The organism is Rhizobium leguminosarum (assembly GCF_001679785.1).
GTDB lineage: Bacteria > Pseudomonadota > Alphaproteobacteria > Rhizobiales > Rhizobiaceae > Rhizobium > Rhizobium leguminosarum_R.
This window is the reverse complement of record NZ_CP016292.1, coordinates 193,612-219,210: the sequence shown is the minus strand read 5'-3', so window position 1 is coordinate 219,210 and position 25,599 is coordinate 193,612. Positions and strand designations below refer to the sequence as shown.

The 25,599-nt window shown below is 59.3% G+C and carries 22 protein-coding genes and 9 pseudogenes; 7 read left to right on the top strand and 24 right to left on the bottom strand.

The genetic code is table 11. The annotated features are described in order from the left end of the window. Positions 1-55: 55 nt before the first annotated feature. The 5 genes from BA011_RS39390 to BA011_RS39370 all read right to left on the bottom strand — a co-directional run bounded on the left by BA011_RS39390 (position 56) and on the right by BA011_RS39370 (position 4,155). On the bottom strand, positions 56-601 hold the full coding sequence (locus BA011_RS39390) for a hypothetical protein (RefSeq protein WP_065284776.1): 546 nt from the start codon (positions 599-601) through the stop codon (positions 56-58). Between the two features lie 166 nt (positions 602-767). Continuing rightward, entirely contained in the window at positions 768-1,409 is a 642-nt protein-coding gene (locus BA011_RS39385) for a hypothetical protein (protein WP_065284775.1), read from the bottom strand. Between the two features lie 63 nt (positions 1,410-1,472). Then, positions 1,473-2,081, bottom strand: a complete 609-nt coding sequence (locus BA011_RS39380) for a hypothetical protein (protein WP_064244975.1) — start codon at positions 2,079-2,081, stop codon at positions 1,473-1,475. 164 nt (positions 2,082-2,245) lie between these two features. Next, the gene (locus BA011_RS39375) at positions 2,246-2,932 is read right to left on the bottom strand and encodes a hypothetical protein (RefSeq protein ID WP_151047551.1); all 687 of its coding nucleotides are present in this window, start codon (positions 2,930-2,932) and stop codon (positions 2,246-2,248) included. Positions 2,933-3,075: 143 nt separating this feature from the next. Beyond that, entirely contained in the window at positions 3,076-4,155 is a 1,080-nt protein-coding gene (locus BA011_RS39370) for a helix-turn-helix domain-containing protein (RefSeq protein ID WP_065284774.1), read from the bottom strand. A gap of 250 nt (positions 4,156-4,405) precedes the next feature. Here BA011_RS39370 and BA011_RS39365 point away from each other — a divergent pair, with 250 nt between their 5' ends. After that, on the top strand, positions 4,406-5,392 hold the full coding sequence (locus BA011_RS39365; protein ID WP_065284773.1) for an IS5 family transposase: 987 nt from the start codon (positions 4,406-4,408) through the stop codon (positions 5,390-5,392). 335 nt (positions 5,393-5,727) lie between these two features. On the opposite strand, the gene BA011_RS39360 is transcribed toward BA011_RS39365, so the two are convergent. From BA011_RS39360 to tnpC, 11 genes and pseudogenes are all read right to left on the bottom strand, one after another. Next, positions 5,728-6,009 carry a hypothetical protein gene (locus BA011_RS39360; protein WP_151047549.1) on the bottom strand — a complete coding sequence of 94 codons (282 nt, stop codon included), beginning with the start codon at positions 6,007-6,009 and terminating at the stop codon, positions 5,728-5,730. 198 nt (positions 6,010-6,207) lie between these two features. Further along, positions 6,208-6,876: pseudogene (locus BA011_RS43920) on the bottom strand (IS1595 family transposase); the annotation flags it as partial. A 48-nt stretch (positions 6,877-6,924) separates the two neighbouring features. Then, a pseudogene (locus BA011_RS39350) lies at positions 6,925-7,546 on the bottom strand (IS6 family transposase). A 249-nt stretch (positions 7,547-7,795) separates the two neighbouring features. Beyond that, on the bottom strand, positions 7,796-9,364 hold the full coding sequence (locus BA011_RS39345) for a hypothetical protein (protein ID WP_065284771.1): 1,569 nt from the start codon (positions 9,362-9,364) through the stop codon (positions 7,796-7,798). Positions 9,365-9,479: 115 nt separating this feature from the next. Continuing rightward, positions 9,480-10,226: pseudogene (locus BA011_RS39340) on the bottom strand (DUF4158 domain-containing protein); the annotation flags it as partial. Positions 10,227-10,280: 54 nt separating this feature from the next. Further along, entirely contained in the window at positions 10,281-10,982 is a 702-nt protein-coding gene (locus BA011_RS39335; RefSeq protein ID WP_065284682.1) for an IS6 family transposase, read from the bottom strand. Between the two features lie 9 nt (positions 10,983-10,991). Then, the gene (locus BA011_RS39330) at positions 10,992-11,432 is read right to left on the bottom strand and encodes a hypothetical protein (protein ID WP_237352869.1); all 441 of its coding nucleotides are present in this window, start codon (positions 11,430-11,432) and stop codon (positions 10,992-10,994) included. Further along, on the bottom strand, positions 11,429-11,689 hold the full coding sequence (locus tag BA011_RS43915) for a tyrosine-type recombinase/integrase (RefSeq protein WP_237352771.1): 261 nt from the start codon (positions 11,687-11,689) through the stop codon (positions 11,429-11,431). The genes BA011_RS39330 and BA011_RS43915 overlap by 4 nt, the downstream gene beginning before the upstream one ends. Positions 11,690-11,831: 142 nt before the next feature. Continuing rightward, positions 11,832-13,028 carry an IS256 family transposase gene (locus BA011_RS39320; protein WP_065279141.1) on the bottom strand — a complete coding sequence of 399 codons (1,197 nt, stop codon included), beginning with the start codon at positions 13,026-13,028 and terminating at the stop codon, positions 11,832-11,834. 92 nt (positions 13,029-13,120) lie between these two features. Beyond that, on the bottom strand, positions 13,121-14,017 hold the full coding sequence (locus BA011_RS39315; RefSeq protein ID WP_237352772.1) for a tyrosine-type recombinase/integrase: 897 nt from the start codon (positions 14,015-14,017) through the stop codon (positions 13,121-13,123). Positions 14,018-14,068: 51 nt separating this feature from the next. Beyond that, positions 14,069-15,646 carry an IS66 family transposase gene (tnpC, locus tag BA011_RS39310; protein WP_335727701.1) on the bottom strand — a complete coding sequence of 526 codons (1,578 nt, stop codon included), beginning with the start codon at positions 15,644-15,646 and terminating at the stop codon, positions 14,069-14,071. Positions 15,647-15,736: 90 nt separating this feature from the next. Between tnpC and BA011_RS39305 the strand changes: the two genes are divergently transcribed. Continuing rightward, a complete protein-coding gene (locus tag BA011_RS39305; RefSeq protein WP_065284677.1) occupies positions 15,737-16,720 on the top strand; it encodes an IS5 family transposase in 984 nt (327 codons plus the stop codon). A gap of 261 nt (positions 16,721-16,981) precedes the next feature. Here BA011_RS39305 and BA011_RS39300 read toward each other — a convergent pair. Then, positions 16,982-17,509 (bottom strand): annotated as a pseudogene (locus BA011_RS39300) (IS6 family transposase); the annotation flags it as partial. A gap of 132 nt (positions 17,510-17,641) precedes the next feature. Further along, on the bottom strand, positions 17,642-18,100 hold the full coding sequence (locus BA011_RS39295; protein WP_151343799.1) for a nuclear transport factor 2 family protein: 459 nt from the start codon (positions 18,098-18,100) through the stop codon (positions 17,642-17,644). A gap of 310 nt (positions 18,101-18,410) precedes the next feature. Between BA011_RS39295 and BA011_RS43910 the strand changes: the two are divergent. Together BA011_RS43910 and BA011_RS39290 are read left to right on the top strand one after the other, a co-directional pair. Continuing rightward, positions 18,411-18,536: pseudogene (locus BA011_RS43910) on the top strand (IS6 family transposase); the annotation flags it as partial. Positions 18,537-18,746: 210 nt separating this feature from the next. Then, the gene (locus tag BA011_RS39290; protein WP_151343798.1) at positions 18,747-19,982 is read left to right on the top strand and encodes a trans-sulfuration enzyme family protein; all 1,236 of its coding nucleotides are present in this window, start codon (positions 18,747-18,749) and stop codon (positions 19,980-19,982) included. Between the two features lie 176 nt (positions 19,983-20,158). On the opposite strand, the pseudogene BA011_RS45915 reads toward BA011_RS39290, so the two are convergent. After that, positions 20,159-20,314 (bottom strand): annotated as a pseudogene (locus BA011_RS45915) (IS6 family transposase); the annotation flags it as partial. Between the two features lie 141 nt (positions 20,315-20,455). Between BA011_RS45915 and BA011_RS39280 the strand changes: the two are divergent. Continuing rightward, positions 20,456-20,761, top strand: a pseudogene (locus BA011_RS39280) (winged helix-turn-helix transcriptional regulator); the annotation flags it as partial. Positions 20,762-21,182: 421 nt separating this feature from the next. Here the strand turns inward: BA011_RS39280 and BA011_RS44785 are convergent. Together BA011_RS44785 and BA011_RS39270 are read right to left on the bottom strand one after the other, a co-directional pair. Further along, entirely contained in the window at positions 21,183-21,374 is a 192-nt protein-coding gene (locus BA011_RS44785) for a hypothetical protein (protein ID WP_065282935.1), read from the bottom strand. A 13-nt stretch (positions 21,375-21,387) separates the two neighbouring features. After that, on the bottom strand, positions 21,388-21,585 hold the full coding sequence (locus BA011_RS39270; RefSeq protein WP_065282934.1) for a hypothetical protein: 198 nt from the start codon (positions 21,583-21,585) through the stop codon (positions 21,388-21,390). Positions 21,586-21,884: 299 nt separating this feature from the next. On the opposite strand from BA011_RS39270, the gene BA011_RS45910 reads away from it, so the two are divergent. Both BA011_RS45910 and BA011_RS39265 read left to right on the top strand, forming a co-directional pair. After that, the gene (locus BA011_RS45910) at positions 21,885-22,154 is read left to right on the top strand and encodes a hypothetical protein (protein WP_237352868.1); all 270 of its coding nucleotides are present in this window, start codon (positions 21,885-21,887) and stop codon (positions 22,152-22,154) included. After that, positions 22,097-22,669: a hypothetical protein gene (locus tag BA011_RS39265; RefSeq protein WP_237352867.1), complete on the top strand. Its 573-nt coding sequence runs from the start codon at positions 22,097-22,099 to the stop codon at positions 22,667-22,669. The genes BA011_RS45910 and BA011_RS39265 overlap by 58 nt, the downstream gene beginning before the upstream one ends. A gap of 39 nt (positions 22,670-22,708) precedes the next feature. Here the strand turns inward: BA011_RS39265 and BA011_RS39260 are convergent, their stop codons facing one another. The 3 genes and pseudogenes from BA011_RS39260 to BA011_RS46765 all read right to left on the bottom strand — a co-directional run. Then, complete coding sequence (locus BA011_RS39260) at positions 22,709-24,031, bottom strand: NtaA/DmoA family FMN-dependent monooxygenase (protein ID WP_065284768.1); 1,323 nt, start codon at positions 24,029-24,031, stop codon at positions 22,709-22,711. Between the two features lie 68 nt (positions 24,032-24,099). Next, positions 24,100-24,501: pseudogene (locus BA011_RS39255) on the bottom strand (ATP-binding cassette domain-containing protein); the annotation flags it as partial. Positions 24,502-24,671: 170 nt separating this feature from the next. Next, positions 24,672-25,376, bottom strand: a pseudogene (locus BA011_RS46765) (tyrosine-type recombinase/integrase); the annotation flags it as partial. Positions 25,377-25,599 lie beyond the last annotated feature (223 nt).

Here is a 25,599-nt window from a genome sequence, read left to right as displayed (position 1 = left end):
CCCGGCGGTGAAAGCTATTGCGTCCGTTGACTCTAAGACCTTGTCGAAGAACCGTCTATTGGGCGCGGCAATTAAGCAGTGTTCCGTTGATGACGGTAACGCCGGAGTTGTCTGTGGTTGCGAGGCTCCGGAAGCCGGCGGCGGCCACCCTGCTAGCCGCGGCATTGGTGACTGCGTTTGTAATTTGAGGTCTTGCGATGCTCCAATGGCCGGGCGGATTGTTGTCGAACCCGATCATCCAGGGAAAAGGCCTCGGCTGATCGGCTGGGGCGGCGTTGACCGGAATGTCCGCGTTGCCGACAGCCGCCTGGGCACCCTCTTGCGGATTGATGAGGTCACCGAGATCGACCTTGACGAAGCATTGAGCCTCCTGCATTGCGGCGCGCGCCGCACCATCGTCCGGATAGTAGAAGAACGACAGGGTGGGCGGGTTACCGCTGACGCCGAAGTTTGCCGCCGTCCATACGACAATCCCCGTCATGGCATCGGCCGTTACCCGGCGATAGACGGAATAAGCGTGGGCGGGGCTTATCGCGCCGAGCGAAACCAGGACGGTAAATGTCACCGCCAGGATGCGGGACCGTAGTTTGCTAATGAGCATGACGTCTTCCTCTTCACGATAGGGAGGGGCGAACGTTCCCCGCGGCATGCCGGGAGCGCTGACCGGAGGCGCATGCCGCCGGACCTGGTATGACGGTGGGCGAAGTCGCGCCGTCCGCCTATTCTTTTGGGGGGGGGGTTAAACGGGCCCAGCTCGCTTCCGGGGTTCAGCCGAAAGGCGGATCGGCGTTCGGCGCTGCTGCCTGCTGCAGAATGTTCTCCGGTGTCAGCACGACGCGCTGCGAGGGCGAGGTCTGACTGAAATCAACGATCTGGATGTTGGTGAGCGCTTCCAGGTCGATCGTCTCACCGACGGAGTAACTGCCGAAGACAACCCAGCAGCGATGACGATGCGGAGTGAATGCGCTCAAGACATTCGCATTGAAATCAACGGTGTAGATGGGCGATTTGCCGACTGCGATGCCGAGGTGAATCGGGAAATCGAACGACCCGCTGAGCTGGCGGATGCTCATCGTCCCTTGAGCACCGCCGGTGCGCAGATTCTGGAACGTCGGCGCTCCGAACGAGTCCGAGGTGAAGTCGATGACGTTTTCGCGATCGGGGTCTGCGGCGATATACTGGTAGGAGGTAAAGGCCGTTCGGCCCCCAAAGGTGCCGCGTTCACCCCAGATGAAACCGACTTCCGTGGACCAGGAGAAGCGCACCTGGGTGCCGGGCGCCGCCGGCCGCGCAAGCCATGCCAGGCTGGTCAGCCGCGACGGCGCAGACGTCTGGGGCGGCACCTGGTAAAGCGCGAAACTGCCATGCAGATTTGAGTTGTTGATGCAGGTGAGTCTGTACTCCGGCATTGCCGTCTCCTGTGGTGTTGGGGAGAAGGGGACGGCGGCTGGAGCAGCCGCCGTCGAAGGGCGTCAGGAAACCGTGATTAGGTTATCCAGACCGAGTGCCGCGGTCCGCGAGGTCAGTGCTCCGCCGTAGGTAACCTCGACGGCTCCGGTCACGTCCTCGATGTCGATGACGTCACCTGTCTCGAAATTGCCGAACATCACCCAGTAGTTGGGATGCGGGGTGAAGACTGCCGTCATGTTCGGAGCAGCCTGGACGGCGAAGGTGCCCGAGCCGGCCATGCCTATGCCGACAGAGGTCCGACTTGGCACGACGTTGGACAGCTGCTGGATAGTCAGCGAGCCCAGGGCGCCGCTGACGGTGGGATTGGCAAAGGTCGTCGCACCCCAGTTGTCCTGCGTGAGCTGAACCAGGTTCTGGCCGTTCGGATCAGCAGAGATCACCTGGGTCGCTGAGAAGTTGATGCCAGGCTGAAGCAGTCCTGTTTCCGACCATACGAAGCTATAGTCGAGGCTCCAGGTGAATTTCACACTGCTACCCGGAGCGGCCGGGCGGGTAAACCAGGCCAGTGAAAACACGTTCCCGGGGACCGTCATAGGCGGAGCCTTCTGGAACACGGCGAAGCTGCCGTGCAGCTGTGAGTTATTGAGGCATGTCAGAGAGTAATTCGTCATTTGCTTTGCCTTTTGTTGGAGCCCGGAATTGCAGGGTGGTAGCCGGCACCGCCTCCGGGGCTGAAGCGGTGCCGGCCCGCCCTCGCCGCCCGGTGGGAGGAATTAGAGCGGCGGGGGAAATGCCCGGCCTGGGAAGGCGGATGCCGGGCAAGCTCGTTGAGCGATCAGCCGACTTGGGTGATCTTATTGTCCAGATCGACTTCGATATGTGCGATGGCCGTGGGGCTGGCCTCGGTCGTGGCATCCTGTTTGAAAGTGGTGGTCGCTGACTGGCTGACGTCCGATTCATTGGCTTCGGGAAACTGGAAGGCGGTGCCGAAGACCACCGTGACGGTCGGTGACAGGTCGGGCTCGAGGGTCAACGACGACAGGCCGGCAGGGATCGCAACAAGGATCGGCGCGGGACCGACAACCAAGCCGATCTGACCGCCCGGTGGGACACCGGGAGCGAATGTCACCTCGATCGCGTTGGCAGGGCCGCCAGCGGTGGCGGTAAGAGTAAACGCACCATCGACCAAAGCCACCGCAACCGTATCCCCCAGCGCGACCGGAGTCCTGTGGGCATTGTTGGGGCTTGTGCCTTCAAGGAGCGCAAACAGGGCCAGCGCGCCGCTTCCACCGTTCCACGTCAAAGTCGTTGTGCCTGCCTGATCTGTCGCATCCGACACCAAGGCGGTGAGGACCTGCGATTTGGGCGGAGGGTTTTTCAATGCAGGCGGAAAGACGCTGAAATACTGAAATCCCGGCACGCTCGACCCATTGGTGGCGGTCAGCTCGAAAGGAACCGCGGCGGCCGATGGCGTGCTGCTTGTCGCAGGACCGGAACTTGTCTTTGCCTTCGTCGTCGACATCAGCATGTTTCCTTTCGGTGGGCTGAGCTGTAGTGCGCTTTTCTCTCTTTATTTGTATTGACGATATCGTTGCCCCTTGCAGTTGTCCCTGGATGAGCGTTCCTAAAACTTGGACGACCGTTCCAAGAAACGCATGCGCAACCTCAACTGGTCCCGAGCATGGCAAGCCAGTCCCCAAAGGAAGCACCGTCGGCGGGTGGACGGAACAGGCCACCCAGACCGGGGTCATCTTGTCGGGCGGCGGAGCGGGCGCCCCGGGGCGACAGTCCGAAGGCGCGTCGGAATAGCCGGCTGAAATGGGCCTCGTCGGCGAAACCCATCTCATAGGCGATATCGCCGATCCGCCGGTCGGCATAACGGGAATCGCAGAGGGTGAGCAGGCAGCGTCGGAGACGGCGCCGGCGGATATAGGCTTCAACACCGCCGCTCGTCGCGAATTGCCGGTAGAGCTGACTGCGCGAAACATGAAGGTCATGCGTCAGGCGAGAAGGGGTCAGGTCGTTGCGATGCAGGTTCTCCTCGATGTGGCGACGCAGGCGTCGTCCGAGATCGCCCTTGGCCTCCGTTGAAGTCGCCGCAGCGGCCGGTCCCAGGCAGGAGGCGAGCAGCTCGGGCACCGATGCTCCGAGAGCCATCATCTCGCCCGGGCTCAGGCGCAGCGCCGCTTCGGCGAGGGCCCCGATTACCCCTCGGACAAAGATTGCCATGGCGGTATCCTGGGCCAGGATGCGACCGGTAACCGGATGCACCGGCGCCATCGAGGCTGGCAGCAACGTGCGCGGCACGATAAGGTGCATGCCCTCGGCGGCCGTCATTGCAAAAGCCATCGGTGCGGATAGATCGAGCACCGCAACGTCGCCCGGCCGCAATCGCCGCGTGGCGGCACCGGCCACTGCGATGCCACCACGCAGGAGGCATGAGATAACGATGTGATCGAGATCGTTCCAAGCGAGGCGCGTTTTGGTGCGCCGATACCGGCCGCCTACCGCGCCGCTCCGGCATAGCAGGAAGGTGCCGAAGTGATGAACTATGAGATTCGCTTGAAAGATACTCGAGGGAGGCTTTTTGGGAGGAGAGCTGTCGAACAGGATATCCAGGAGGGAACGCCATGCATCGAAGGGGGACGCAATGCCGGTCGTGGTGAAGTGGAAACTAGTGATCGCGCCCTGCCCACCCGCCGGACGCGCCAAATCATCGGTTAGCTCTTCCTCGGCGCCCGCCATGATTGTATTTGAATGGTATTACACGACTTTTGCTATACGTATAGAAATTGGAGGACGAGAGTGTTTGCAGTAACCCTAACGCTTCGCAGCTATCGGCCTTTCGCCCATTCCGTTACGTTTCAACTTGGATCATGACGCATCGGCGGCGCGCTCGGGCCCCCCTTGCATGCCGGGCGGCTTTGGTGCATGAATAGTTTCTGAACGGTTCGGCGATAGGCAAACAGGATCGCAATCAGCTTGATCCGAGTGCATGCCGTACAAACACAACGCCGATCGTCGTCATCACATCGCAAAGATGAACTTCAGGGTGACGAATTGGCCGGAGTACGAGGCAGGCCTGCGTCGGCGTGGCAGTCTTACACTATGGATGACGCCGGAAGCATTGGCCGGATGGCATGCACCACGGCGAAAAACGCGAGGTGGTCAACCCCGCTATTCCGATCTTGCCATCGAAACGGCCCTGACCCTGGGCTGTGTGTTCGGAATGCGGCTGCGCCAGAGCGAAGGGCTCATGAATTCGGTGTTCGATCTTATGGGACTTGAGATACCCGTCCCCGATCATACGACGCTGAGCCGTCGGGCACAAACGTGGAAGCTGCCGGCCCAACGAAACCCGCCTCTGCCGGACGGCCCGCTGCATGTGCTGGTCGACAGCACGGGGTTAAAGGTGTACGGCGCCGGGCAATGGCTTGAGGAGAAACATGGCGCCAGATCACGCCGCAACTGGCGCAAATTCCATCTGGCAGTGGATGCCAATAGTGGCGAGATCATTGCCCATAGGCTGACCGATCAGGGCACGGATGATCCTTCCCAGGTGGAGCCGTTGCTCAGCCAGATCGACGGCGAGATTGACCAGTTCGCAGCCGACGGAGCCTATGATGGCAAGCCAACCTATCAGACGGTCCTGCAGCACAGCGCAACCGCGAACGTCGTCATTCCACCGCGTTCGACGGCGGTGGAAAGCAATGGTGATACAGGGCCACCTGATCAAAGAGACAAGCACATAGCGGCGATCGCAAAAGACGGTCGGCTGCAATGGCAGGCGGCCACCGGCTACGGCAAGCGTGCACTGATCGAAACCGCCATCGGGCGATACAAGAGGCTGATCGGGCGACGTGTGCGGGCTCGTTCGTTCGCCACCCAGCAGACAGAGGTCGCCATCGGTTGCATCGTTCTCAACCGCATGCTGGCATGTGGACGCCCGGAGTCTGTCCGGCGTCAAGTCAGGCAGGCATAACCGACAACATCAAAGGCCGAAATGCGTTCGATTTCATATCCGCGCACCAACGCCGATAATCACCCATGCCGAAGATCGGCGGCGGCGCGAGCCTCTTTCAAGAGGTCATCCATGCTGCGGGTGCCAACCTGTGAAGAAGCCGGAGCCGCAAAACTGGCCCGCAAGCGGCTTAACTGCTCGTCGCGGGGCAGGGCTTCCCATGCGGCAAGCTCGGCCTCGGTCGGGGTTGCCGACGGCATAACATCGGGGAAAAAGTCTGTCGTTGTTGTCATTATGAGAGTTTAACACAAGTGACGAAAAGCTTCTACCTGTTCCATGTGGTGCCGCGAGGGCGATCAATCCGGACGCAAAACCTCAAACCGAACCACACCGTCAACATCGCGTGGCGCTTCAAAGTTCTTACATAATTCACCTGCGAGCAACGGCTTTCCATTACTCGAAACAATGGCAACATTCATAACTGTGGCGAACGTCTGAGCCTCGCCGCCATGCCAAAAAACAACATGGGGTCTACCGCCAACGCTGGTTATACCATCCAAGCCGCAACTTATCTCATCCCCCTCATGGTCGATGTCCACGACTTGAAGAGGAAAAGCTTGCTCCGAGTAGCCTGCCATGGAGTCTTCAATGAGCGTAAGCGTAACATCATTAAATCGCATATTTGTCGGCCTCAAAGTAACCAACGCCAGACAACCAACTTGCCCGGTGTAACCTCCTATAGCGGAGGTTCCCGCAAAATGCGGGCTAGAATCCTGTCGCGTTGTGCGGTCATGGGCGCAGCGGCAACATATTCGTCCGCCAATTGACTGTCAACGGCGCTGGGACCAGCGGAAGCCGATTTCATGGAAATACAGGTCGGCGAGCTGCGGGCTAATGTGATGAAAGACGCCTGTTATGGTTCGGCGAACACGGTCATTGAACCCTTCGACTGAATTGACGTGGACGGCATCGCGAACATATTCGCGGCTGGAATGATTGACTGTTTCGTGTGTGGCAAAGCTCTCGCCCATGGCAACGAACGCCTTTGCCTCGTCACTCATCAAATGTGCCCGAAGCTCTACCTGCGGAGCAACGGCGCGCACGGCGGTGCTCAAGGAGAGGTCGCGGACGACAGTGGCACGGGCATCGCCCGCGGGAGAGCCGGGAGTGATTTCCGCCGGACGCTGCACAATCGCCATGACCGGTGTCTTTTGTGTCTTTGCCTGCCCCTTGCGGCCTCTTCCGGGTGATGGGGCATCGGGCTGCCGCTCAGGCTTGCCACCGAGATAGAAATGATCAAGCTCAATCGTGCCGTCGAGCATGTGTTCACGCGCTACCATGAGGCGCAATGCATGACCGATCCTCCAGGCCGTTGGCTGGCTCACCCCGAGAGCCTCGGCCAGACGTACCGAGGATAAGCCCTTATCAGACTGCAGCAATAGCCACATCGCCTTGAGCCATGTGCGTAAAGGAAGCTTCGTGGCATGCAGGGGTGTGTGTGGTGTTGTCACGTTAAGTTTCTCTGGCTGGAAAGGTCAGCGGCTCGTGGATATTCAGGCGACACAGGCCGCAATTTTCCATGCATCGAAAGCTTCGAGCCGATGGTAGCGAATTGTTTGCGCGGCGCGGCGACGGGACGGAACTGAGCTGAAAAGCAATTGCGGGTCGCTGAGTGCATGGAGACGAACCGTTGCAACGTGCCTGGTGATCGGTGGCCTTGCATGGTTCGTTCCCGTTTTCGAAACGGCAGAAGGCTGTTCTCGGCCCGATTATTGAGGCCCTTGTGCGACCAATGGTCAAGGCCGGGTGCCACTTCCGCCTTTGCTGCACCGTAGGAGCGGAGCTTATCGGTGATGATCCGTTTGGGAGCAAAGCCATAGCGCTTCATTAACGCCACCAGCACGCGCGTCGCTGCCCTTTTATCACGACGACTTCGTCCAGATACCAAATATCGCCGGGGCGCGCCTGCCGCCGCCGCAAGTTGCGTGCGATCTGGGGTCCGAACTTGGCGATCCAGCGGCGGACTGTCTCGTATGACACGTCGATTCCACGCTCGAGCAGCATTTCCTCAACTTCACGCAGACTAAGGTTGAACCGCAAATAAAGCCAGACCGCGTGAGAAACGATCCGTGGCGGAAAACGGTGACGCTTGAAGCTGATATCTCGTGAATGCATCGCCGAAATCTACGCCCAACCCGTCAGGCAGGCAACCGCAGCCCAGTTAACGTGACAATACCATTCGCCGCACTCGCTGCATAACTGTGTCCAGCGATGGCCGCTTCTGCGGCCTTTTAAAAAGTTTGCGACAAAACCCCTAACTGTTCAATTTGGGTGTGCTGTCATGCCGAGTTGTTCAATATCTCGTTTCCGACCCAAAATAAACAGGATTCAACGGCCGCAACCCGTTCATTGACGATGTAATGCTCACCACGGAGATCCGCCGCCTGCGTCCAGTGTGGTCATAACGATGTCTTCCATAAGCGGGATGTCCTGTAGAGGATGCTTGTGCATCAGCGCGAAGGCTGCGGCTGCCAATGCTTTTGACATCCGCTCCTTCTTAGCCGATTTGAGAATGATCGCGGTTTGCAGAAATCGTCTCGCCCAAATGTCTCGCCGGCCCTCGAGAAAGGCCCAGATCCTTTTTTCAACAGTCCGCACTGAGCGAGAGCCCTGGATGATGCCGCGTGTTTCTCCTGTGTCTTCAAACCAGCTGTCGGTGAACGGGACAAGCGCATCCAGTGCGGACGCATTGCGGAACATCCGATCCAGTTGTGCCACTGTCGCATTCTGGATTTCCTTTTGCGGATCGACGTGATCCAGCAAAGCCTGCAGATCCCTTTCCTGGGGCCGCAATTGGCTCAGGCTGCAAGCCTCCATGACGTCAATGAAACCTGGCGCTGGTGGGTGGCCGTTTTCCATCCCATCCGCCAGAGCCGCCTCCAGCAGCAGTTCGGCAGTCATTCGATCTATTCGAACGCTGTTTGCTTCCTGGCGGGCATAGGAGATAATGTTGGTTGCTTCGCGCTTTGAACGGCAACGAATGACAAAGGCATCCTTGATGCCGTATCCGGTCTTTAACAGGATCATCGCGACAAATGTCCGGGCTTGCAGTTTTCCGACAATCGTCAGGCCTTGTGCTCCGACACCGTCAGCGGTGGTCGCCATGATGTCGCTGACTATCGGCTCCGCTCTGTTTTGATTGGAAGCATCTGCAAAACCTTGTCGGCGAGCCAGCTTGCCGATGTCATCGATAACCGCCCGGGCGGCACTCGCCGGCAGCCAGCCACGAATAATCGGCAAATAGGATGCTGTTTCAGGCTGCAGCTCCCCGCGCATGAGCCTTTCTCGTAGGCCGGCAGCCACGGCCTCCCGGGTCAATGCTGCACCAGACACCAGCCAATAGAGCGCGCAGCGTTCCAAAAAGGGATTGTCGAGGCCCATAAGATGATGAATAAACCCAGCTTTGGCCTCCTCCGGCATTCCTGCCGTCATCTCATCCAGGCCACTGAAGAACTCATACGCGCCACCGCCTTCAGCTTCAACTTCTGCCGCTAAAACGGCAAGCGCGCCATCAAGATCCGGCATCGGGATCTCGTCGGCGGCACTTTCGCCCTCCGGATCGAGCATCAGTATGTCTGGCACGGGCAGACCGGCACGCCGATACAAGCCAGCGATTTTCAAACGGTGAAGCGGTTCGAAAGCGTCGGCGGCAATGCGAGCCTTGATCGCCTTCTGCGCATTTTCCAGGAAGGCCTTTCCATATGGGCTGTCATTCTCGATGCCCATTCGCGCCTCATCCAGCAGCAATCCGAACAAGGTTGCCGCATCCGGACGATCGTCCATGGACTGCATAACCTCCGCAACGATGGCGTCGCAGGCCATGTCATCGGCCAGGAGATCATTCTTTGCTCTCTCGAAATAAAACTGGAACTGTGCCGACGACAACCCGTGCTGGTAGAGAACATTCAGGCATGATTCAGCAATTTTAACCATTGGCATCTCCAAACATTATGCCGCCAGCCGATCAAAATCGATCCGACTATTCAAGTCGAGATCGAAACGGCCATAAGGATTGACGTGACTGTAGATCAGAGGCGTGAGGCCGCGATAGTCTTCCGGCGCCATTGACCCGCTCGATATCCTTGGCGATATCGCCGACCACCTTACGTTTCGAACGCGTCCCGATCTTGTGGACCGTCTCGATCAGCAGATCGACCATCGCGTCCGTGAGCTGCGCTTGCCGTGACGAAAGATAAATTGCGTACAGTCCGATTTGTTTGGCCGAAGGGTGCCGCCGCATCTCCCAGGCCTTTTCGCCGGCGACACGGCGAACGATCTGTTCCACCCATGCCTTCCCCGTCGTTGTCAGGATATCTCCGGGCAGCGCGAGCGTCTGAATGAAGGCGAGCTTCTCCGTTATGCCGAGGATGTTATCGAGTGAGGCTTGGCCGGCATCACCTCTCATCGTATTGAAACCGGTCATGCCGTCCGCATCAGCAATCGACGCTTCCATCAAGGCCACCGTGCTTCCCGAAAGACGATCGCCTGTCCCGGTCAAGCAGCTATCGAGATAGTGCTGCCGTCGCGAAAGGACAAGGCGTTCCAGTTCTTTCGGCGACGGACCATAGATGCATCTGTCCCGGCACCACAGAAAAACCTGCTCGAGCATGGCGCCAACCGATTGCCCGGTCGGGCACAGTTCGCCCGCGATCCACGATGTCAGCTCTTCACGATCGGTGCGCTTCAGCCGTCGAAAGCCAAGATGCTGTAAAATCTCGGCGCAGTGCCGGCGAGCAGTCCGGCCGAAGAAATCATACTGGTTCACGGCGTCACATTCGACGCCAAGCTGTTCGGACGGTGTTGTCACGTTAAGTTTCTCTGGCTGGAAAGGTCAGCGGCTCGTGGATATTCAGGCGACGCAGGCCGCAATTTTCCATGCATCGAAAGCTTCGAGCCGATGGTAGCGAATTGTTTGCGCGGCGCGGCGACGGGACGGAACTGAAAAGCAATTGCGGGTCGCTGAGTGCATGGAGACGAACCGTTGCAACGTGCCTGGTGATCGGTGGCCTTGCATGGTTCGTTCCCGTTTTCGAAACGGCAGATGGCTGTTCTCGGCCCGATTATTGAGACCCTTGTGCGACCAATGGTCAAGGCCGGGTGCCACTTCCGCCTTTGCTGCACCGTAGGAGCGGAGCTTATCGGTGATGATCCGTTTGGGAGCAAAGCCATAGCGCTTCATTAACGCCACCAGCACGCGCTTCGCTGCCCTTTTATCACGCCGCTTCTGCAATATCTCTTCGAGAACGGTGCCATGTTGATCGACCGCACGCCAGAGCCAGAATTTCTCTCCAGCGCATTTCACGACGACTTCGTCCAGATACCAAATATCGCCGGGGCGCGCCTGCCGCCGCCGCAAGTTGCGTGCGATCTGGGGTCCGAACTTGGCGATCCAGCGGCGGACTGTCTCGTATGACACGTCGATTCCACGCTCGAGCAGCATTTCCTCAACTTCTCGCAGACTAAGGTTGAACCGCAAATAAAGCCAGACCGCGTGAGAAACGATCCGTGGCGGAAAACGGTGACGCTTGAAGCTGATATCTCGTGAATGCATCGCCGAAATCTACGCCCAACCCGTCAGGCAGGCAACCGCAGCCCGGTTAACGTGACAATACCAGTGATATGTCCAGCGCCGCAGAGCGTTGGCCGGCGGCAACGACAGTGCCGCCGCCAAAAGTGTCTGAATCTCGATCTCGCTATAGATGTAGGGCTTTGTCCGCCGTGCCGGTGCTACAGCGTCGCTTGGTAGCACTTCTGTCAAAGGATCGAAATAACTGAGGTGCTGTGCAAAGCAGCGCACATCAGACAGGCGGATGGACCAGCTTGGCTGCCGGCCCATCGAGGTGACCCACTCCATTGCCAGATCATTCGTGATGGTCTCGGCGCCGCGGGATTCCATGAAAGCGACGAACTCCGACAATCGTTTTGCCGGACCGTCATATTTGTATCCCAGCCCTTGGCGCATGCCGATGTAGCGCTCAAACGCGGTGCCAAGCCGGCTCATTGGACACCTCCCGGCCAGGGTAGGCTCAGTTCACGCAGCTTATCAATATCGAGCTTGGCATAGATTCTTGTACTGTCGATGCTTCGATGGCGGAGCAGTTGGCCGATCTCAGCAAAGCTGGCGCCCGATCGCAAAAGGTCAGTCGCAAGGCTGTGGCGGAAAAGATGGGCGCCGTGATGCGCATAGCCTTCAATGTCGGCCTGTTCGAGTGCTTGCTTAGCGATCCACGTGATGGCGCTGCCAGATGTAAAACCCACGTGCGGGGCGAGTGTTCGTAGGAAAAGTCGTCGACATGCCGAGGCTGGACGCCCATGTCGGATATAAGCGACGAGTGCTGTTCCGACGTCGTGACGCGGTTATGTGCGTCAAGTTCAGCAAAAAGGGCGGTCATGAGACTGGTCATGCGGCATTGCGGAGAGCGAGTTTCTTATGCTCTCTGAGATCGTCCATGTTGATGTATCGATTGGCCTCCATCCAGTTTTCGTGGGTTTCGACGGCAAGGGCCCTGACCAGGCGCAGGCAGCTTTCGGTGTTGGGAAAGATGCGCACGACGTAGGTTCTACGACGGATTTCCTCGTTGAGGCGCTCGAGCATGTTGGTGCTCTTGAGATGCTTGTGGTGAGTGCGCGGTAGCCGGAAGAAAGTGAGCGTCTGCTCGATGGCTTCCTCGACCCAGCCGGTCAGCCGTGGATATTTTCCCGACCATTTGCCAAGCCAGGCGGAAAGATCGGTTTTCGCCTCGGCGAGATCGCGCCGGTCGTAGATCCATCGCAGTTCCTGCAGGCAATCGTCGCCGTGCTTGCGTGGCAGATGGTCGAGCGCATTGCGCAGGAAGTGCACATAGCAGCGCTGCCAGGCGGCTTCCGGAATGACTTCGCCGATCGCCGCGACGAGGCCGGCATGATCGTCGGAGACGACGAACTCGACACCCTTGAGGCCGCGGGCTTTCAATCCCAACAGGAAGTCCTTCCAGGCCGAGCGGCTCTCGCGGCCGGCCATCTCGACGGACAGGATTTGCCGCCGGCCGTCCCAGTCGATGCCGACGGCGATCAGCACCGCCTGGCTCCTGACGACGCCGCCCTCTCTGACCTTCTCATAACGGGCATCGAGGATGAGATAGGGAAAGGGCTCTTGAAGCGGGCGGCAGGCAAAGGCCTTTAGGCTTTCATCGAGCCGCTTGTTGATCGCCGAGATCGATGAGGCCGAGAACGCATGCCCGCACAGTTCTTCGGTGATCGCCTTGACCTTGCGCGTCGACACCCCCTGCACATACATCTCGGCCAGCGTGGCGACCAGCGCCCGCTCCGAGCGCTGGTAGCGTTCGAACAGCTCGGTGGAGAAGTGTCCCGAGCGGTCCTGCGGCACCCTGAGTTCCAACTTGCCCACCCGCGTTATCAGCGTGCGGCCGTAATGGCCGGAGCGGTAGCCGAGCCGCTCGGGCGTGCGTTCGCCTTTCGCGGCTCCCAAAGCCTCGTCCATCTCGGCTTCAAGGACCTCCTGCATCACCGCGCGCAGCACCTCGTGCAGCCCATCGGGGTTCGAAAGCAGAATGTCTTTGACGGTAGCAACAGCAGTCTTATCTTCTGTCTTGGTCATGGTGGCGTTCCTTCCAGGGAATCAGGTGACGTTGAACATCACCAGCCTGCCATGACCGCCCCTCTCAGTGAATTTGCAGAACCTTCCGCACACTACCCGTGACGCAGCGGCATAGTCGCTTGGCGTCGTCCCTTTCCGTGTACGAGGATCGTGCCCGACTGCCAGTCGATATCGTCAAGATTGAGGTTGGAAACTTCGCTGGCGCGCAAACCGAGCTTGGCGAGGATCATCAGAACCGCGTAGTCCCGACGACCCATTGCCGTCGTCCGATCACAGGCATCGAGAACCTTCTGGACTTTCTCGGGCGGGAGAAATGTTGGAAGGCCGGCAAGTCGCCAGCGGCGGATGGACGGCACACAGCCAGCGAGCGGCATCGAGATGAAACCCTTCAGATGCAAATAGCGCAGGAAGGCACGCACAACCCCGCACATGGCTTTGCCACTGTCGGCGGAACCATCGAGCGCATGTCGCTCGACATAACCGATCACGGTCTGCGGGGTGAGCGCTGCAAACCCGTCTACGCCTAAAGGGCACACCTCCCGGAGAAATCGAAGCGACAGAAGCTTGTGGCTCCCCATAGTCGCGGCGGCGAGCCCTCTCTCAGTCGAGAGATATTGCCCGAATACATCGACGATCTTCTCGTGCTCACTGCGCAGAATCGGAAGTGCGGCTGGTATTAAGCCTTTCTCCCGTAACGCCAAAAGCAAGCGGCGGAGTGCCGATCGATCGCCCGAGTCGGGCTTCCAGTGCTTGAAACGATGCTCAAGAAAGCGGTCGACGTGAACCTCGCTTAAATCCTGCGGAGCATGTCCATTGCCAACATGCCAGTCCATCAGATCCCGAAACAGGCTCAGCGAGCGCCACGTGCAATGCCGACCCAAACCTTCGTTCGACATTTTGGCGGCGTAAACGCCCGCAAACTCCCGATACGGACCATAGACCAGCTTCCGGTATAGGGCGCTGCGATTCAAATAGTCAGTTGCGTTCATGTGTCCTCTCCTTCGCGTCAACTGCGACGGAGAGACCCTAAACTATGCCGACTAGCTGCCCGCTATGATGCCGGAAACGTTGGCAAAAAGTTGATTAATCGGCATAGTTCGACGGTCGGCATAAACGGCGTTATGCCGCGCGCGGCATAAGCAGGTCTGAAGGAGCGTGGCGATTGTCGCCCAGGTCCTGCCCCCGCCGTCGCTGCCGGCGAAGAGGGAGTTCTTTCGCGTAATTGTCTGGGGCCCGATCGCGCGCTCAACGATGTTGGAGTCGAGCTCGATGCGACCGTCGGTGAGGAAGCGTTCGAAGATGGAGCGACGCGAGGTAGCATAGCGGATCGCCTCGGCAAGCTTCGATTTGCCGGAGATCCGCGGCAGGGTTCTTTGCCAAAGGTCGAAGAGCTCATTGACGACGGCAGCAGATGTCTGCTGACGCGCCGCGGCACGAGCGTCAGGGCTTTGCCCGCGGGCAGTTTCTTCGACCTGCCAGAGCTTTGCCATCAGCTCCACCGTTTCGGTGGCGATCTTTGAGCTTTCCGAGGCGTGGAGCTCGTAGAACTTGCGTCTGCTATGGGACCAGCAGCCGGCCAATATCACTCCGTCATTGCCGCCGTCAGATCGGGCAAGCTTGTTGTAGGCGCCATACCCGTCGACCTGAAGGATGCCACGATAGCCATTCAGATGCCGGGCGACACGATCGCCAGCGCGGCTATCTTCGAAGCGATAGGCGACCATCGGCGGGCCACTGCCGCCAAAGGGTCTGTCATCCCTGGCATAGGCCCACAGCCAGGCCGTCTTTGCCGATCCGGATCCCGGCGCGAGCGTTGGCAACGTCGTCTCATCAGCGAAGATACGCTCGGCCTTCTTGACCTCGGCGAGGATGTAATCGGCCAGAATGTCGAGCTCGAAGCCGAGCTTGCCCATCCATTGCGCCATCAGTTTGCGATCGAGATCGACCTTGTCGCGGGCATAGATTGCCTCCTGCCGATAGAGCGGAAGGCCATCGGCATACTTCGAGACCGCGATCTGGGCCAGAAGTGCTTCCGTCGGAATGCCACCCTCGATGATGTGCGCGGGCGCCGATGCCTGGACGACACCGTCTTCGTTTTTGAAGGCATACTTCGGCCGCCGGGTGACGATGACCCGGAACTTCGCCGGCACGACATCTAGCCGTTCAGAGATGTCTTCTCCGATCAGCACCTTCTGCTTGCCGGCATGCTCAGGCAGTTCATCCGGCTCGATCACCACTTCGACCCGCTCCAGATGAGGTGCGAAGCCCTTGCGCGGCCGCGGCTGACGTTTGCCATCCGGATGGGCTGCGCCCTTGGTGACCTGGGCCCGGATCGCGGCGATGCCGGTCTCAATCTCCTCAAAGACAAATGCCTGCTGTTCATCGTCGATGCCTGAAGGTCCAAGCTTTTCCGATCGTCGGCCAAAGCGAGCACGATCGAAGGCTTTCAGGATCTGGGTCAGTCGTTCGATGCGTTCATCAGCATCGGCGTTTCGCGCCTTCAGATCTGCGACCTCGCTCTCAAGAGCATCAGTCCGCGCCGCCTTGTCAGCCATGGCAAGGACCATAGCCTTCAGTGTCTCTACATCATCCGGGAGCTGCAGATCGGGCGGCGTCATGAGGCCTACCAGAGAGCGTTGGTGCATGGATCCTTTGTCAACGGTTTGGCGATAGGCAGGCAGGATCGAAATCAGTTTGATCCGAGTGCCATGCCGTACAAACACAACGCCGATCGTCGTCATCGCGTCGGAAAGATGAAATTCAGGGTGACGAATTGGCGTGACTACGAAGCAGGTCTGCGCCGGCGTGGTAGCCTGACCTTATGGGTAACGCCGGAGGCACTGGCAGGATGGCGCGCTCCGCGACGCAAGACCCGCGGCGGCCAAGCCCAGTATTCCGATCTCGCCATTGAGACTGCGCTGACGCTGGGTTGCGTCTTCGCAATGCGGCTGCGCCAGACCGAGGGATTGCTCCACTCGCTGCTGGATCTCATGGGGCTGAAAGTCCCAGTTCCAGATCATACGACGCTGAGCCGTCGGGCACAGAAGTGGGAGCCATCAGCCCGACGAAACCCGCCGCTGCCGGACGGCCCGCTGCATGTGCTTGTCGATAGCACGGGATTGAAAGTCTACGGCGCCGGGCAGTGGCTGGAGAAAAAACATGGCGCCAGATCACGTCGCAACTGGCGCAAGCTGCATCTGGCAGTGGATGCCAAAAGTGGCGCGATCATTGCCCATGGGCTGACAGACCAGAAAACGGATGATCCTTCCCAGGTGGCACCGCTGCTCGATCAGATCGACGGCGAGATCGACCAGTTCACGGCCGACGGAGCCTATGACGGCAAACCAACCTATCGGTCTATCCTGCAGCACAGCGCAACCGCGAACATCGTCATTCCACCGCGTTCCACGGCGGTGGAAAGCGGTGATACCGGACCGCCTGGTCAAAGGGACAAGCACATTGCCGCAATCGCAAGCGACGGTCGGCTGAAATGGCAGGCAGCCGCCGGCTACGGCAAGCGTGCGCTGATCGAAACCGCCATCGGACGATACAAGGGGCTGATCGGATTGCGCCTGCGGGCCCGCTCCTTTCCGGCTCAACAGACCGAGGTTGCCATCGGTTGCATCGTTCTCAACCGCATGCTGGCATGTGGACGCCCGGAGTCTGTCCGGCGTCAAGTCACGCAGGCATAACCAACTACATCAAAGATCGAAATGCCCTCGATTTCATATCCGCGCACCAACGCCGGATTGGCCACGATGGGCCTGGGTTATGCCGCAGTCGACAGGGTGATTTCCCGCCACGTGCTCATGGCGGCGTTTTGCAGTTTTCGATATTCGGCAGTGGTCGTCTTCTTGCGTTGAAGATGGAACAGGTTTGCGATCGGGCCATGCATGGAGATGAAGCGCGGGCATGCCCTGCCGACTTGAACCGGGCGTGTCGCAAAGCGGTCGGCCGAACGCGTTGAGCTGAAATACGTTCTGATCATTGACGGTCCACTCTCCGGAGAAACCAAACCCTTTTCGCAGCCACAGCATCGCTTCGAACCCTGCGACAGTTCGACGCGCGGTTTTGAAGGATTGGAATCCGCCGATCTCCGGCATGTTCTTCTTCACGCGGAAATGGTCACTCTCAATGCCTTGTTGGAGATGTTTGGTGACATAATGAACCGGATCCGGATGCAGGTGCCCATCGTCGACTGACGTCTTGATCGCCGACGGAAAGGTGTTGGCGCCGTCCGTGCCGATCTTTGCCGGTGACAACAAAGGCTCGTCCTTCAGCATCTTGCGGAAGAAGCGCTTGGCGCCATCGAGACCGCGCTTTGCAGTCAGAAGGAAGTCGATTGGGTTTCCGTGCTTGTCGATGGCACGGTACAGGTAACGCCACTTGCCGCGGATCTTGACGTAGGTCTCGTCGATCCTGACCGAACCACAATGCGGGCGCCGAAACTGGCGCAGCCGCTTCTCGATCATCGGAGCATATCTCCCGGAGCGAACGGGATAAGTCGCAACCCGAAAGAGCATGGGTGGCTGATCAACGCAAAAAGCCGACACCATCGCTCCTGACGACAAAAACGAGAAGGTCAGGTAGATTCCACCGGACCCTCGTTCATTTTACATCCCCGGAACGAACATCGGGTTGCCGCTTTTGGTTTGGCTGGCTGGAACCTCCTCCTGAAGCACGTCCCAGTGTTCGATGATCTTGCCTTTTTCAACGCGGAACATATCGACCGCGATCATCGGTTTGGGACCAAAACCTGTGTACCGACCGCGCACCATGACAATGTTGCCGTCGGCGACAACGGCACCCATTTCATATTTGAAGCCCGGCGGAGTGTTGGATACAAATCCCTTGATGACGTCCCTGCCGTTGGGAAACATGGGATTGTGTTGGATATATTTCTGGCTCCAGTATTTGTCGACGACCGCCGGATCATGATCAATGAAGACGCCGGCAACAGCCTTGATGACCAGTTCCTTGTTTTGCGCAGGACCCGCTTGTGCAGCGCCTGTAAGGCTTACGACGGCGACAGCCGCACATACGCCAGCGCGCATGAAGTTCTTCAAAGACATAGGTTCTCCAATCAGTTGACTATCGAAATGCAGCTCTCCTCAGCTGTGTCGGATCGCCGGGATGAACCCCCACAAATCCTGAGACCTTAGTTAGAGATTTGGCCATCTCGTTGTAAGAAGGCAGTTTTTAATACGTTGGTTACATGTGGGGAACCATGCGTGTCGGACGTGCTCTAATACGGCATCTTGCTGAATTCGACTCACGGGCTTCCCAAAACGCGATGAATCTGAATCTCTGGTGCAAATCGGAGGTGTGCGATGAGCACCGTAAAGTTAACCGACGGCTGATGAAGATGTGCGTACATAGACCATGTCAGAAGTTGCTCGTGATCCGCTTTATCGTCGCCACCGCTTTCCCGCTGAGATCATTGCGCACGCGGTATGGCTCTACTTTCGCTTTCCGCTCAGCCTGCGCATGGTTGAGGACATGCTGGCCAAGGCCTGTGTACACACTCCCATTGGACGGGTCTCCGATCAGTGCGAACTCCCCAACACCAGGAGAAGTGGCATGGCGACGCGGAACAGCTTCCCATGCGGCTCACGACGCCGTTGTGACTGGACCATTTAATTTTCCACTAACTGGCAGTGTCCAATGATCCAGTCAGCCCTTAGCATCCCCACAACTTAAAAAAGACTGGATGAAGAGATGACCAGTAAAAGCGAACGGCATGAGACGAAGTCTCAGGAAAAATGGCATGGCCCCGGCGGGCTCGGATTTGCCACGCGCGCCATTCACCATGGCTTCGATCGGAGGGAGTTTTCGGATGCGGGTCAGCCGCCGGTCTTTCTAACCTCCACTTACGGCTTTGAGAGCGTGGAGGCGAACGAGGCGGCGGCGGCGCTTGGCGGCAAGCTCTATGGCCGTGAGCACAATCCGACGACGGAAATATTGGAGGCGAGGCTCGCCAATCTCGAAGGAGCTGAGGCCGGCCTCGTCGTTGCCTCCGGCATGGCCGCCTTTGGTGCGCTCACATTGTCGCTTCTTTCGCAGGGCGACGAATTGATCGTCCACAAGACACTCTACGTCAATACGGTGACGATGGTGGAGCAGGGGCTGCCGCGCTTCGGCATCAAGGTCGTTCCGGTTGATCTTTCAAACCCGGCCAACCTCGACGCGGCGATCACCGAACGCACGCGCTTGGTCTATTTTGAGACGCCGGTCAATCCGCTGAGCGCGATTCTCGACATTGCCGCGATCGCCGAGCGCGCCCATGCGCGCGGCGTGAAGGTTGCCGTGGACAGCACCTTCGCCTCCCCGGCGGTGCAGAGGCCGATCGAGCATGGCGCCGACATCGTGCTGCACTCGCTGACCAAATACATCAATGGCCATGGCGACACCCTCGGCGGCGCTCTGCTCGGCAATGCGGAGACTTTGCACACTCTGCACGAGACAGGCCTGCGCTACATCACGGGGGCTGCGATCTCGCCGCTTTCCTCTTTCCTGATCCTGCGCGGCCTTAAGACGCTTACCCTCCGCATGGAACGCCACAGCCTCTCAGCGCTTACCGTCGCCCGCGCGCTAGAAGTCCATCCGGCGGTAGCTTGGGTGAGCTACCCGTTCCTCGAATCGCACCCCGGCCATGCCATCGCCCGCAAGCAAATGTCGAACGGCTCGGGAATGCTGGCCTTCGGTTTGCACGCCGGATACGAGGGAGCGCGCAGCATGATGAACCGATTGGGTCTCATCACCCGGGCCGTCAGCCTCGGCGATGCCGACAGCCTCATCTGCCATCCGGCAAGCCTCATCCGCGCCCGACAGCCAATCCGCAAGGATGCCCATCTGGTCGAGGGCGTCGGCGACGATCTCATCCGCCTCTCGGTCGGTCTTGAGGACGCCGAGGACATCATCGCCGATCTCCGGCAGGCTCTGGAGGAACTGTGATGGAGACCCAACCAATGGCGCCCGAATGGCGCACCATCGAATGGTTCAACACGTCGGAACCGCTGACGCTCGCCGCTCTGCGCGGCCGGGTCGTGATGGTGTGCGCCTTCCAGATGCTGTGCCGGTGTTGTCACGTTAAGTTTCTCTGGCTGGAAAGGTCAGCGGCTCGTGGATATTCAGGCGACACAGGCCGCAATCCTCCATGCATCGAAAGCTTCGAGCCGATGGTAGCGAATTGTTTGCGCGGCGCGGCGACGGGACGGAACTGAAAAGCAATTGCGGGTGGCGGAGTGCATGGAGACGAACCGTTGCAACGTGCCTGGTCCGCGGTTAGTGGCATGTTGGACCATCTGAAGACAAATATTGGTTTCCACGCAGAACTGAGCCGGTTAGGCGCATAATTTCCATTGAGAATTGAGCCATGTGAACCTTCCCCCAACGCGGATAGCGACGGGGGCAACGGAGTGATCCACATGGGACTTTTAAACATCATCCGTCGGATGGCGCAGCGTGGAAAGCTGTCGGTGCGCGAGATCAGCCGGCGCACCGGGCTGTCACGCAACACGATCGCAAAGTATCTGAGCGCTGGTACGATCGAGCCGACGTTCACGGTACCGGAACGACCGAGCAAGCTTGATCCTTTTGCCGACAAACTTTCTGGCTGGTTGAAGACCGAGGCCGGAAGGTCGCGCAAGCAGCGCCGAACGCTGAAGCAACTTCATGCTGATCTGATGGCTCTGGGCTTTACCGGCTCCTATGGCCGTGTCGCCGCCTTGGCCGTTATGATTTTCGGCACGATCTCTTTGAGCACTTCGGCTGAAAATCCAGCTCGGTCGTCATAGCTGGCCTGGGCCAGGCGCGGCAGATGGAAACCTGCGGAAGGCGTTGCCTCGTAGGACAGAAGCACCTTTTGCTCTGCCTGCGCCGTATTCTGGAATGCGAACGGGATGATGGCGGCCAGAACGGCTGCTCTCAATGCGGTTCGTAGTGCGAGAGCTTTTGGGATCAAAAATCTATCGGGCATGCATTATGGTCCTGTTGAACGTTGAGACTTCTTGTTGTCGATCCCGTCGACGGTTGCTGGCGCTCTGAGATTGGACTCATGGATGTTCGTAGAGCCTGTGGCCGAATGCCTGATCGAGTTGCCGTGTGTAGTGCAACGGACAGGAGGACTTGCGGACGCCACCTCGGCGTCCTCTTTCAATGGCGGTGCCTGTAGTGGTGCGACGAGATTTCGATTGTGAGCTCCGCGCATTTCGATTGAAGTTCCTTGTCCGTGCCGTCTTCGAAATGGTCATCGAGGAGCAGGGAGCGATACTCTTGAGCAAGCAACCTCGTTTCCAGATCATCGCGCAGCGCCGAGAGGCGGAAAAATTGGCGCAGTCTGCCCATGAGGTCTCTTCAATCACGCCGCGCGAGGGACGTTGGTGCGGGATGCCGACATGAGTTTATGGATTGCCCGCAGCACGTCAGAGGGCGAGGCAAAGTGCTGGCCGTCGAGATCGTGAACATGAAACTTCACGGCGATGAACTTCAGCAAGTCCTTGTCCGGAACGACGATGCCGACGGGAACGCCGGCGTATTCGATCACCTGTTTGACCATTGCAACCATCCGATAAATCGGCCTTTTTGCGAAGCGCACTCGGCCAGGGCATAGATATAGTCTATCAACTTAATAGACTATATCTATGAGCGATGGGGAGGACCATTCCGATCGATGCTAAATGAACCCCGCAATTGGAGAAAATAATTCTAATATACACGCAGGGCGACCGCATCCCGCGTCGACGTCTTCCTACGGGATCGGCAAGGTTGCGCTCAGCGTCTTCGTCATCGCGCAGCCGAAAGCCTCCGTCGCGGCGACCTGAGTGTCAGTCCCGGGTCTGCGCGGGCGCGTCTTGGTTGGCCGGGAGATTCGACAGGGCGCTGGGACTGCTGGCGGACGCGAAGATTTCCCATGTCACGTTGATTTCGGAATCGGGCTTCCTGCCTCAGTCGCATGCTGCCGCCGCCGTCGGAGCTGTTCTCACCGACCAACCCGTGCCGGGTACGCTGCGCGGCGCATTCCGCTTCCTGCGTGAGGCTGCGAGTAAAGCAGATCTGGAAGGTACGGGATGGCAAGGCATCATGAACGGCTTTCGTTCACGCGCGCGCGACCTTGGGCGGGACTGACACCGCAAGAGCGGGCACGGTTCAAACGCCACGTGAAGGCCATTTACGACAGCCATCGCAACCGCTTGCCGCCTGAGCACTATCAGCGCCTTCATCATGCGATCGCCAGCGGCGCGATTACCGTGAGGAAGGGAAAAGTGGATCGTATCGCCACGAACGGCGTGCTGTTTTCGGCCCCGGCCGGGCTCGAGGTCCTTCCCGCAGATCTGACGATCGACTGCCGCTTCCGGCCGTCCGGCACCGATAGCCCGCTGGTCCGCTCGCTGATCGTTGCAGGTCTTGCAACGCGGGACGAACTCGAGATCGGTATCGTCGTGGACGAAAGCGGGCGGACAAAGTCGGCCGCGCTGCATGGGCTGTTCGCAATGGGGCCGCTCGGCTTGGGCAGCCTCCCGGATATCGATCTGGTGCCTCAGATCGTGTCGCAAAGCCATGCGGCTGCGTCATTGCTCAACAGCTGGATTGGTGAGGTGGCCAAAGTCCACGACGTCGTCAAAGTCTTTGACGACGTGTGAAAGTGACCCGTTTATTCCCGAGCTGGGAACGGCCTGCCGTCAGGCCGTTCGCGATGCCTGGCTGACCGTCGGCGGCGCAAGCGGCGGCAGTTCCAGATTGGAACGGAAATCATCTCCGACATAATCGGTATCGATCAGTTGACGGCGCCGGAGTTCCGGAAGCAATCCCTTCAACAGAAGGTCCTCCTGGTCGGGATTGCCCAGGCCGTGCAGCGACAAGACATCGAGAACGCCTGACTTGACGCGCTCTTCGATCGCATCCGCCAGCTGTTCCGGCGTGCCGGCGACCGACCAGTGGCCGGTTTCCTTGGCCTGAATGATCAGCTCGCGCAGCGTCAGCCCCTGGCGGGCGTAGCGACGAAAGATTTCCACCCTGCCGCGCCTGCCGTTGATGCTGGTCACGTCAGGCAGCAATGTTTCCGGCAGCGGCCTGTCCAGCGGCAGGCCGGAGAGATCGAGATCGCCGCCCAACATGTCGGCGAGCTTCAGCCGACCCTGCTCATAATCGATGCGCTCGTGTTTTTCCCTGAGCCGCCGTGCCACGTCGGCGTCGGACTCGCCGATCACCGAATGGAAGGAATTCATGATGAAGGGCAGGTTGTTGCCACGGCCGAAACTCGCCGCGCGCCGCCGCAGATCGGTCGCGAAGGCGATGGCATCCTTGAGCTTGGGCTGCGAGGTGTAGACGACCTCTGCATAGCGGGCTCCCACCGTCACCCCGGCTTCGGATTGACCGGCCTGAAACTGGACGGGGCGGCGCTGCGGCAAAGGCGGCACGTTCAACGGGCCGGCGACGCTGAAATACCTGCCGCGATAATCGATGCGATGGAACTTGGCAGGATCGATGCCGACGGCTCCGGAACCCTTGCGCCGAGCCGCGTCCCGTTCATTGGCATCATAAAGCGCGTTGACGATCTCGATGAATTCGGCGGCGCGCTCATAACGTTCTTCCGGGCTCGGCAGCGTCTCTCCGAAATTCTCTTCGCCGACGGAGGATGTCACCGCATTCCAACCGGCGCGGCCGCCGCTGGCATGATCCAGCGTACCGATCTGGCGCGCCAGATTGTAGGGGTGATGAAAGGTGGTCGAGACGGTGGCGATCAGGCCGATCTCAGACGTCGCCTGGCTGAGCGCCGCAAGTGCGATGATCGGCTCCTGGATGCCGGCGGTGCCGGCAAGGCCGGCCGGATCGATATGCAGGAGATCGGCGGTGAACAGGCCGGTGATCTTCTGGGCTTCGGCTTTGCGGGCGAGCTCGACGGCACGCTTTGCACCGGCCGAAGGCGTGGTGTCATTCGACGCGGAGATGACGCTGCTGGCGCCGGTCAGGGTCTTCAGGCGACGTTTGCGGGTAGGGGTCATGACGGGTTTCTCGCAGATGAAATTTCATGTCTCCGGCAAGCGCTTGCCGGACGTTGTTGCAAGCGCGATCAGGCGATCGCCGGAACCGCCTCCAGCAGAGCGCGGGTGTAGCGGTGCTGCGGCGCGGAAAAGACGTGCTCGACGCCGCCCGCCTCGACGATCCGGCCGTCCTTCATCACCAGCACGCGATCGGTGAGGTGGTTGATGACGCCGAGATCATGGGAGATGAAGAGAAGCGCCGTACCGGAGGCGGCCTGCAGTTCGGCGAGCAGATCGAGAACCTGGGCCTGCACCGAAACGTCGAGCGCGCTGACCGGTTCGTCCGCCACCAGAAGCCGCGGCCGCGGCGCGAAGGCGCGAGCGATTGCCACCCGCTGGCGCTGGCCACCGGAAAGCTCCCGCGGATGACGGTGGAGATAGGCCGACCCCAGGCGGACGGCATCCAGCACTTCGAGCACACGGTCGCGGCGGGCCCACTATTCGATTTCGCAAGCTCTTGTTTTTCCTGCCGATCTTTCACTTCAAGGTCCCACTCTTTGGAGCTTGATCCACCAAGTGGGACACTTTTGTTCTCGTTCCGGTCCGGCAGAAGCAGTTTTGCGCTAGCTCCGGCCAGTTTCTTGCGGCGAGCTGCCCGGGTGTACAAATCTGCCTGTTGACTTGTGGTCCAACCGAATATGGCCTTGAGCTGGTCGGATGTTGCACCGTTTTCTGCAGCGATCGACGCGCCTGCCTTTCGAAGGCCATGTGCCGAGCAGTGAAAAAGCCCAGCCTCGTCGCACCACTGGCGCATCTTGTTGCCGAGGCCTTTGTCAGAAAACGGCTTCCCATATTCGGTGACGAGAAATGTCATCTGGCCCGCTGGAACTCGATCGAGCTCCACGGCGAGATCAGGAAGGATCGGAACGTTGACCTCTACCCCGCTCGACCTGCGCGTCTTTCCTGGCCGGATGCGAATCCATCCATTTTCCAAGTGCTGCCGGCCCAAGATCGCGGCGTCGGAAAGGCGGAGTCCGGTGAACATAAACACGGCCAGCGCGCGGCGCGCCGTCGAGCCAGGCACATGCGTTGCTTCGAACTGCTCGATCTCCTCCAACGTCCAGGTGTGCCATCCGTCGCCCGACTTGAGCCGCTTTATCCCGTTGCAGGGATTGACCTTCGCTTCGCCGACTTCGATTGCCCAAGCGAATAGCGCACTGATCGCCTTGACGATGTTGTTTGCCGCACCAGGGCTGTCGATCCGCTTATCGCGGATGGCAGTCACATGCTTGCGCTCGAGAAGCTCGAAAGGTTTGTCGCCGTGCTTGACGCAGATGCCCTCAAGGATGCGGCGCCGGCGGCTCATCGTGTCAGGCGTCACGGACTTCGCTGCTCGCTTGAAATACTGCTGGCATAACCATCGGAACGAGCGAGCCACGACCGGACTAACCGACGCGGGCGCCGCAGTCGCCTCGCCGTAAGGGATGCCCTTTTCGGCGCACTCATACTCACGCAGAAACGCTGCAGTCCCAGGTTTTTCCCGAAGTCGGACCTTCTTCTTGCCTTTGACGCGAAAATATATGCGGACG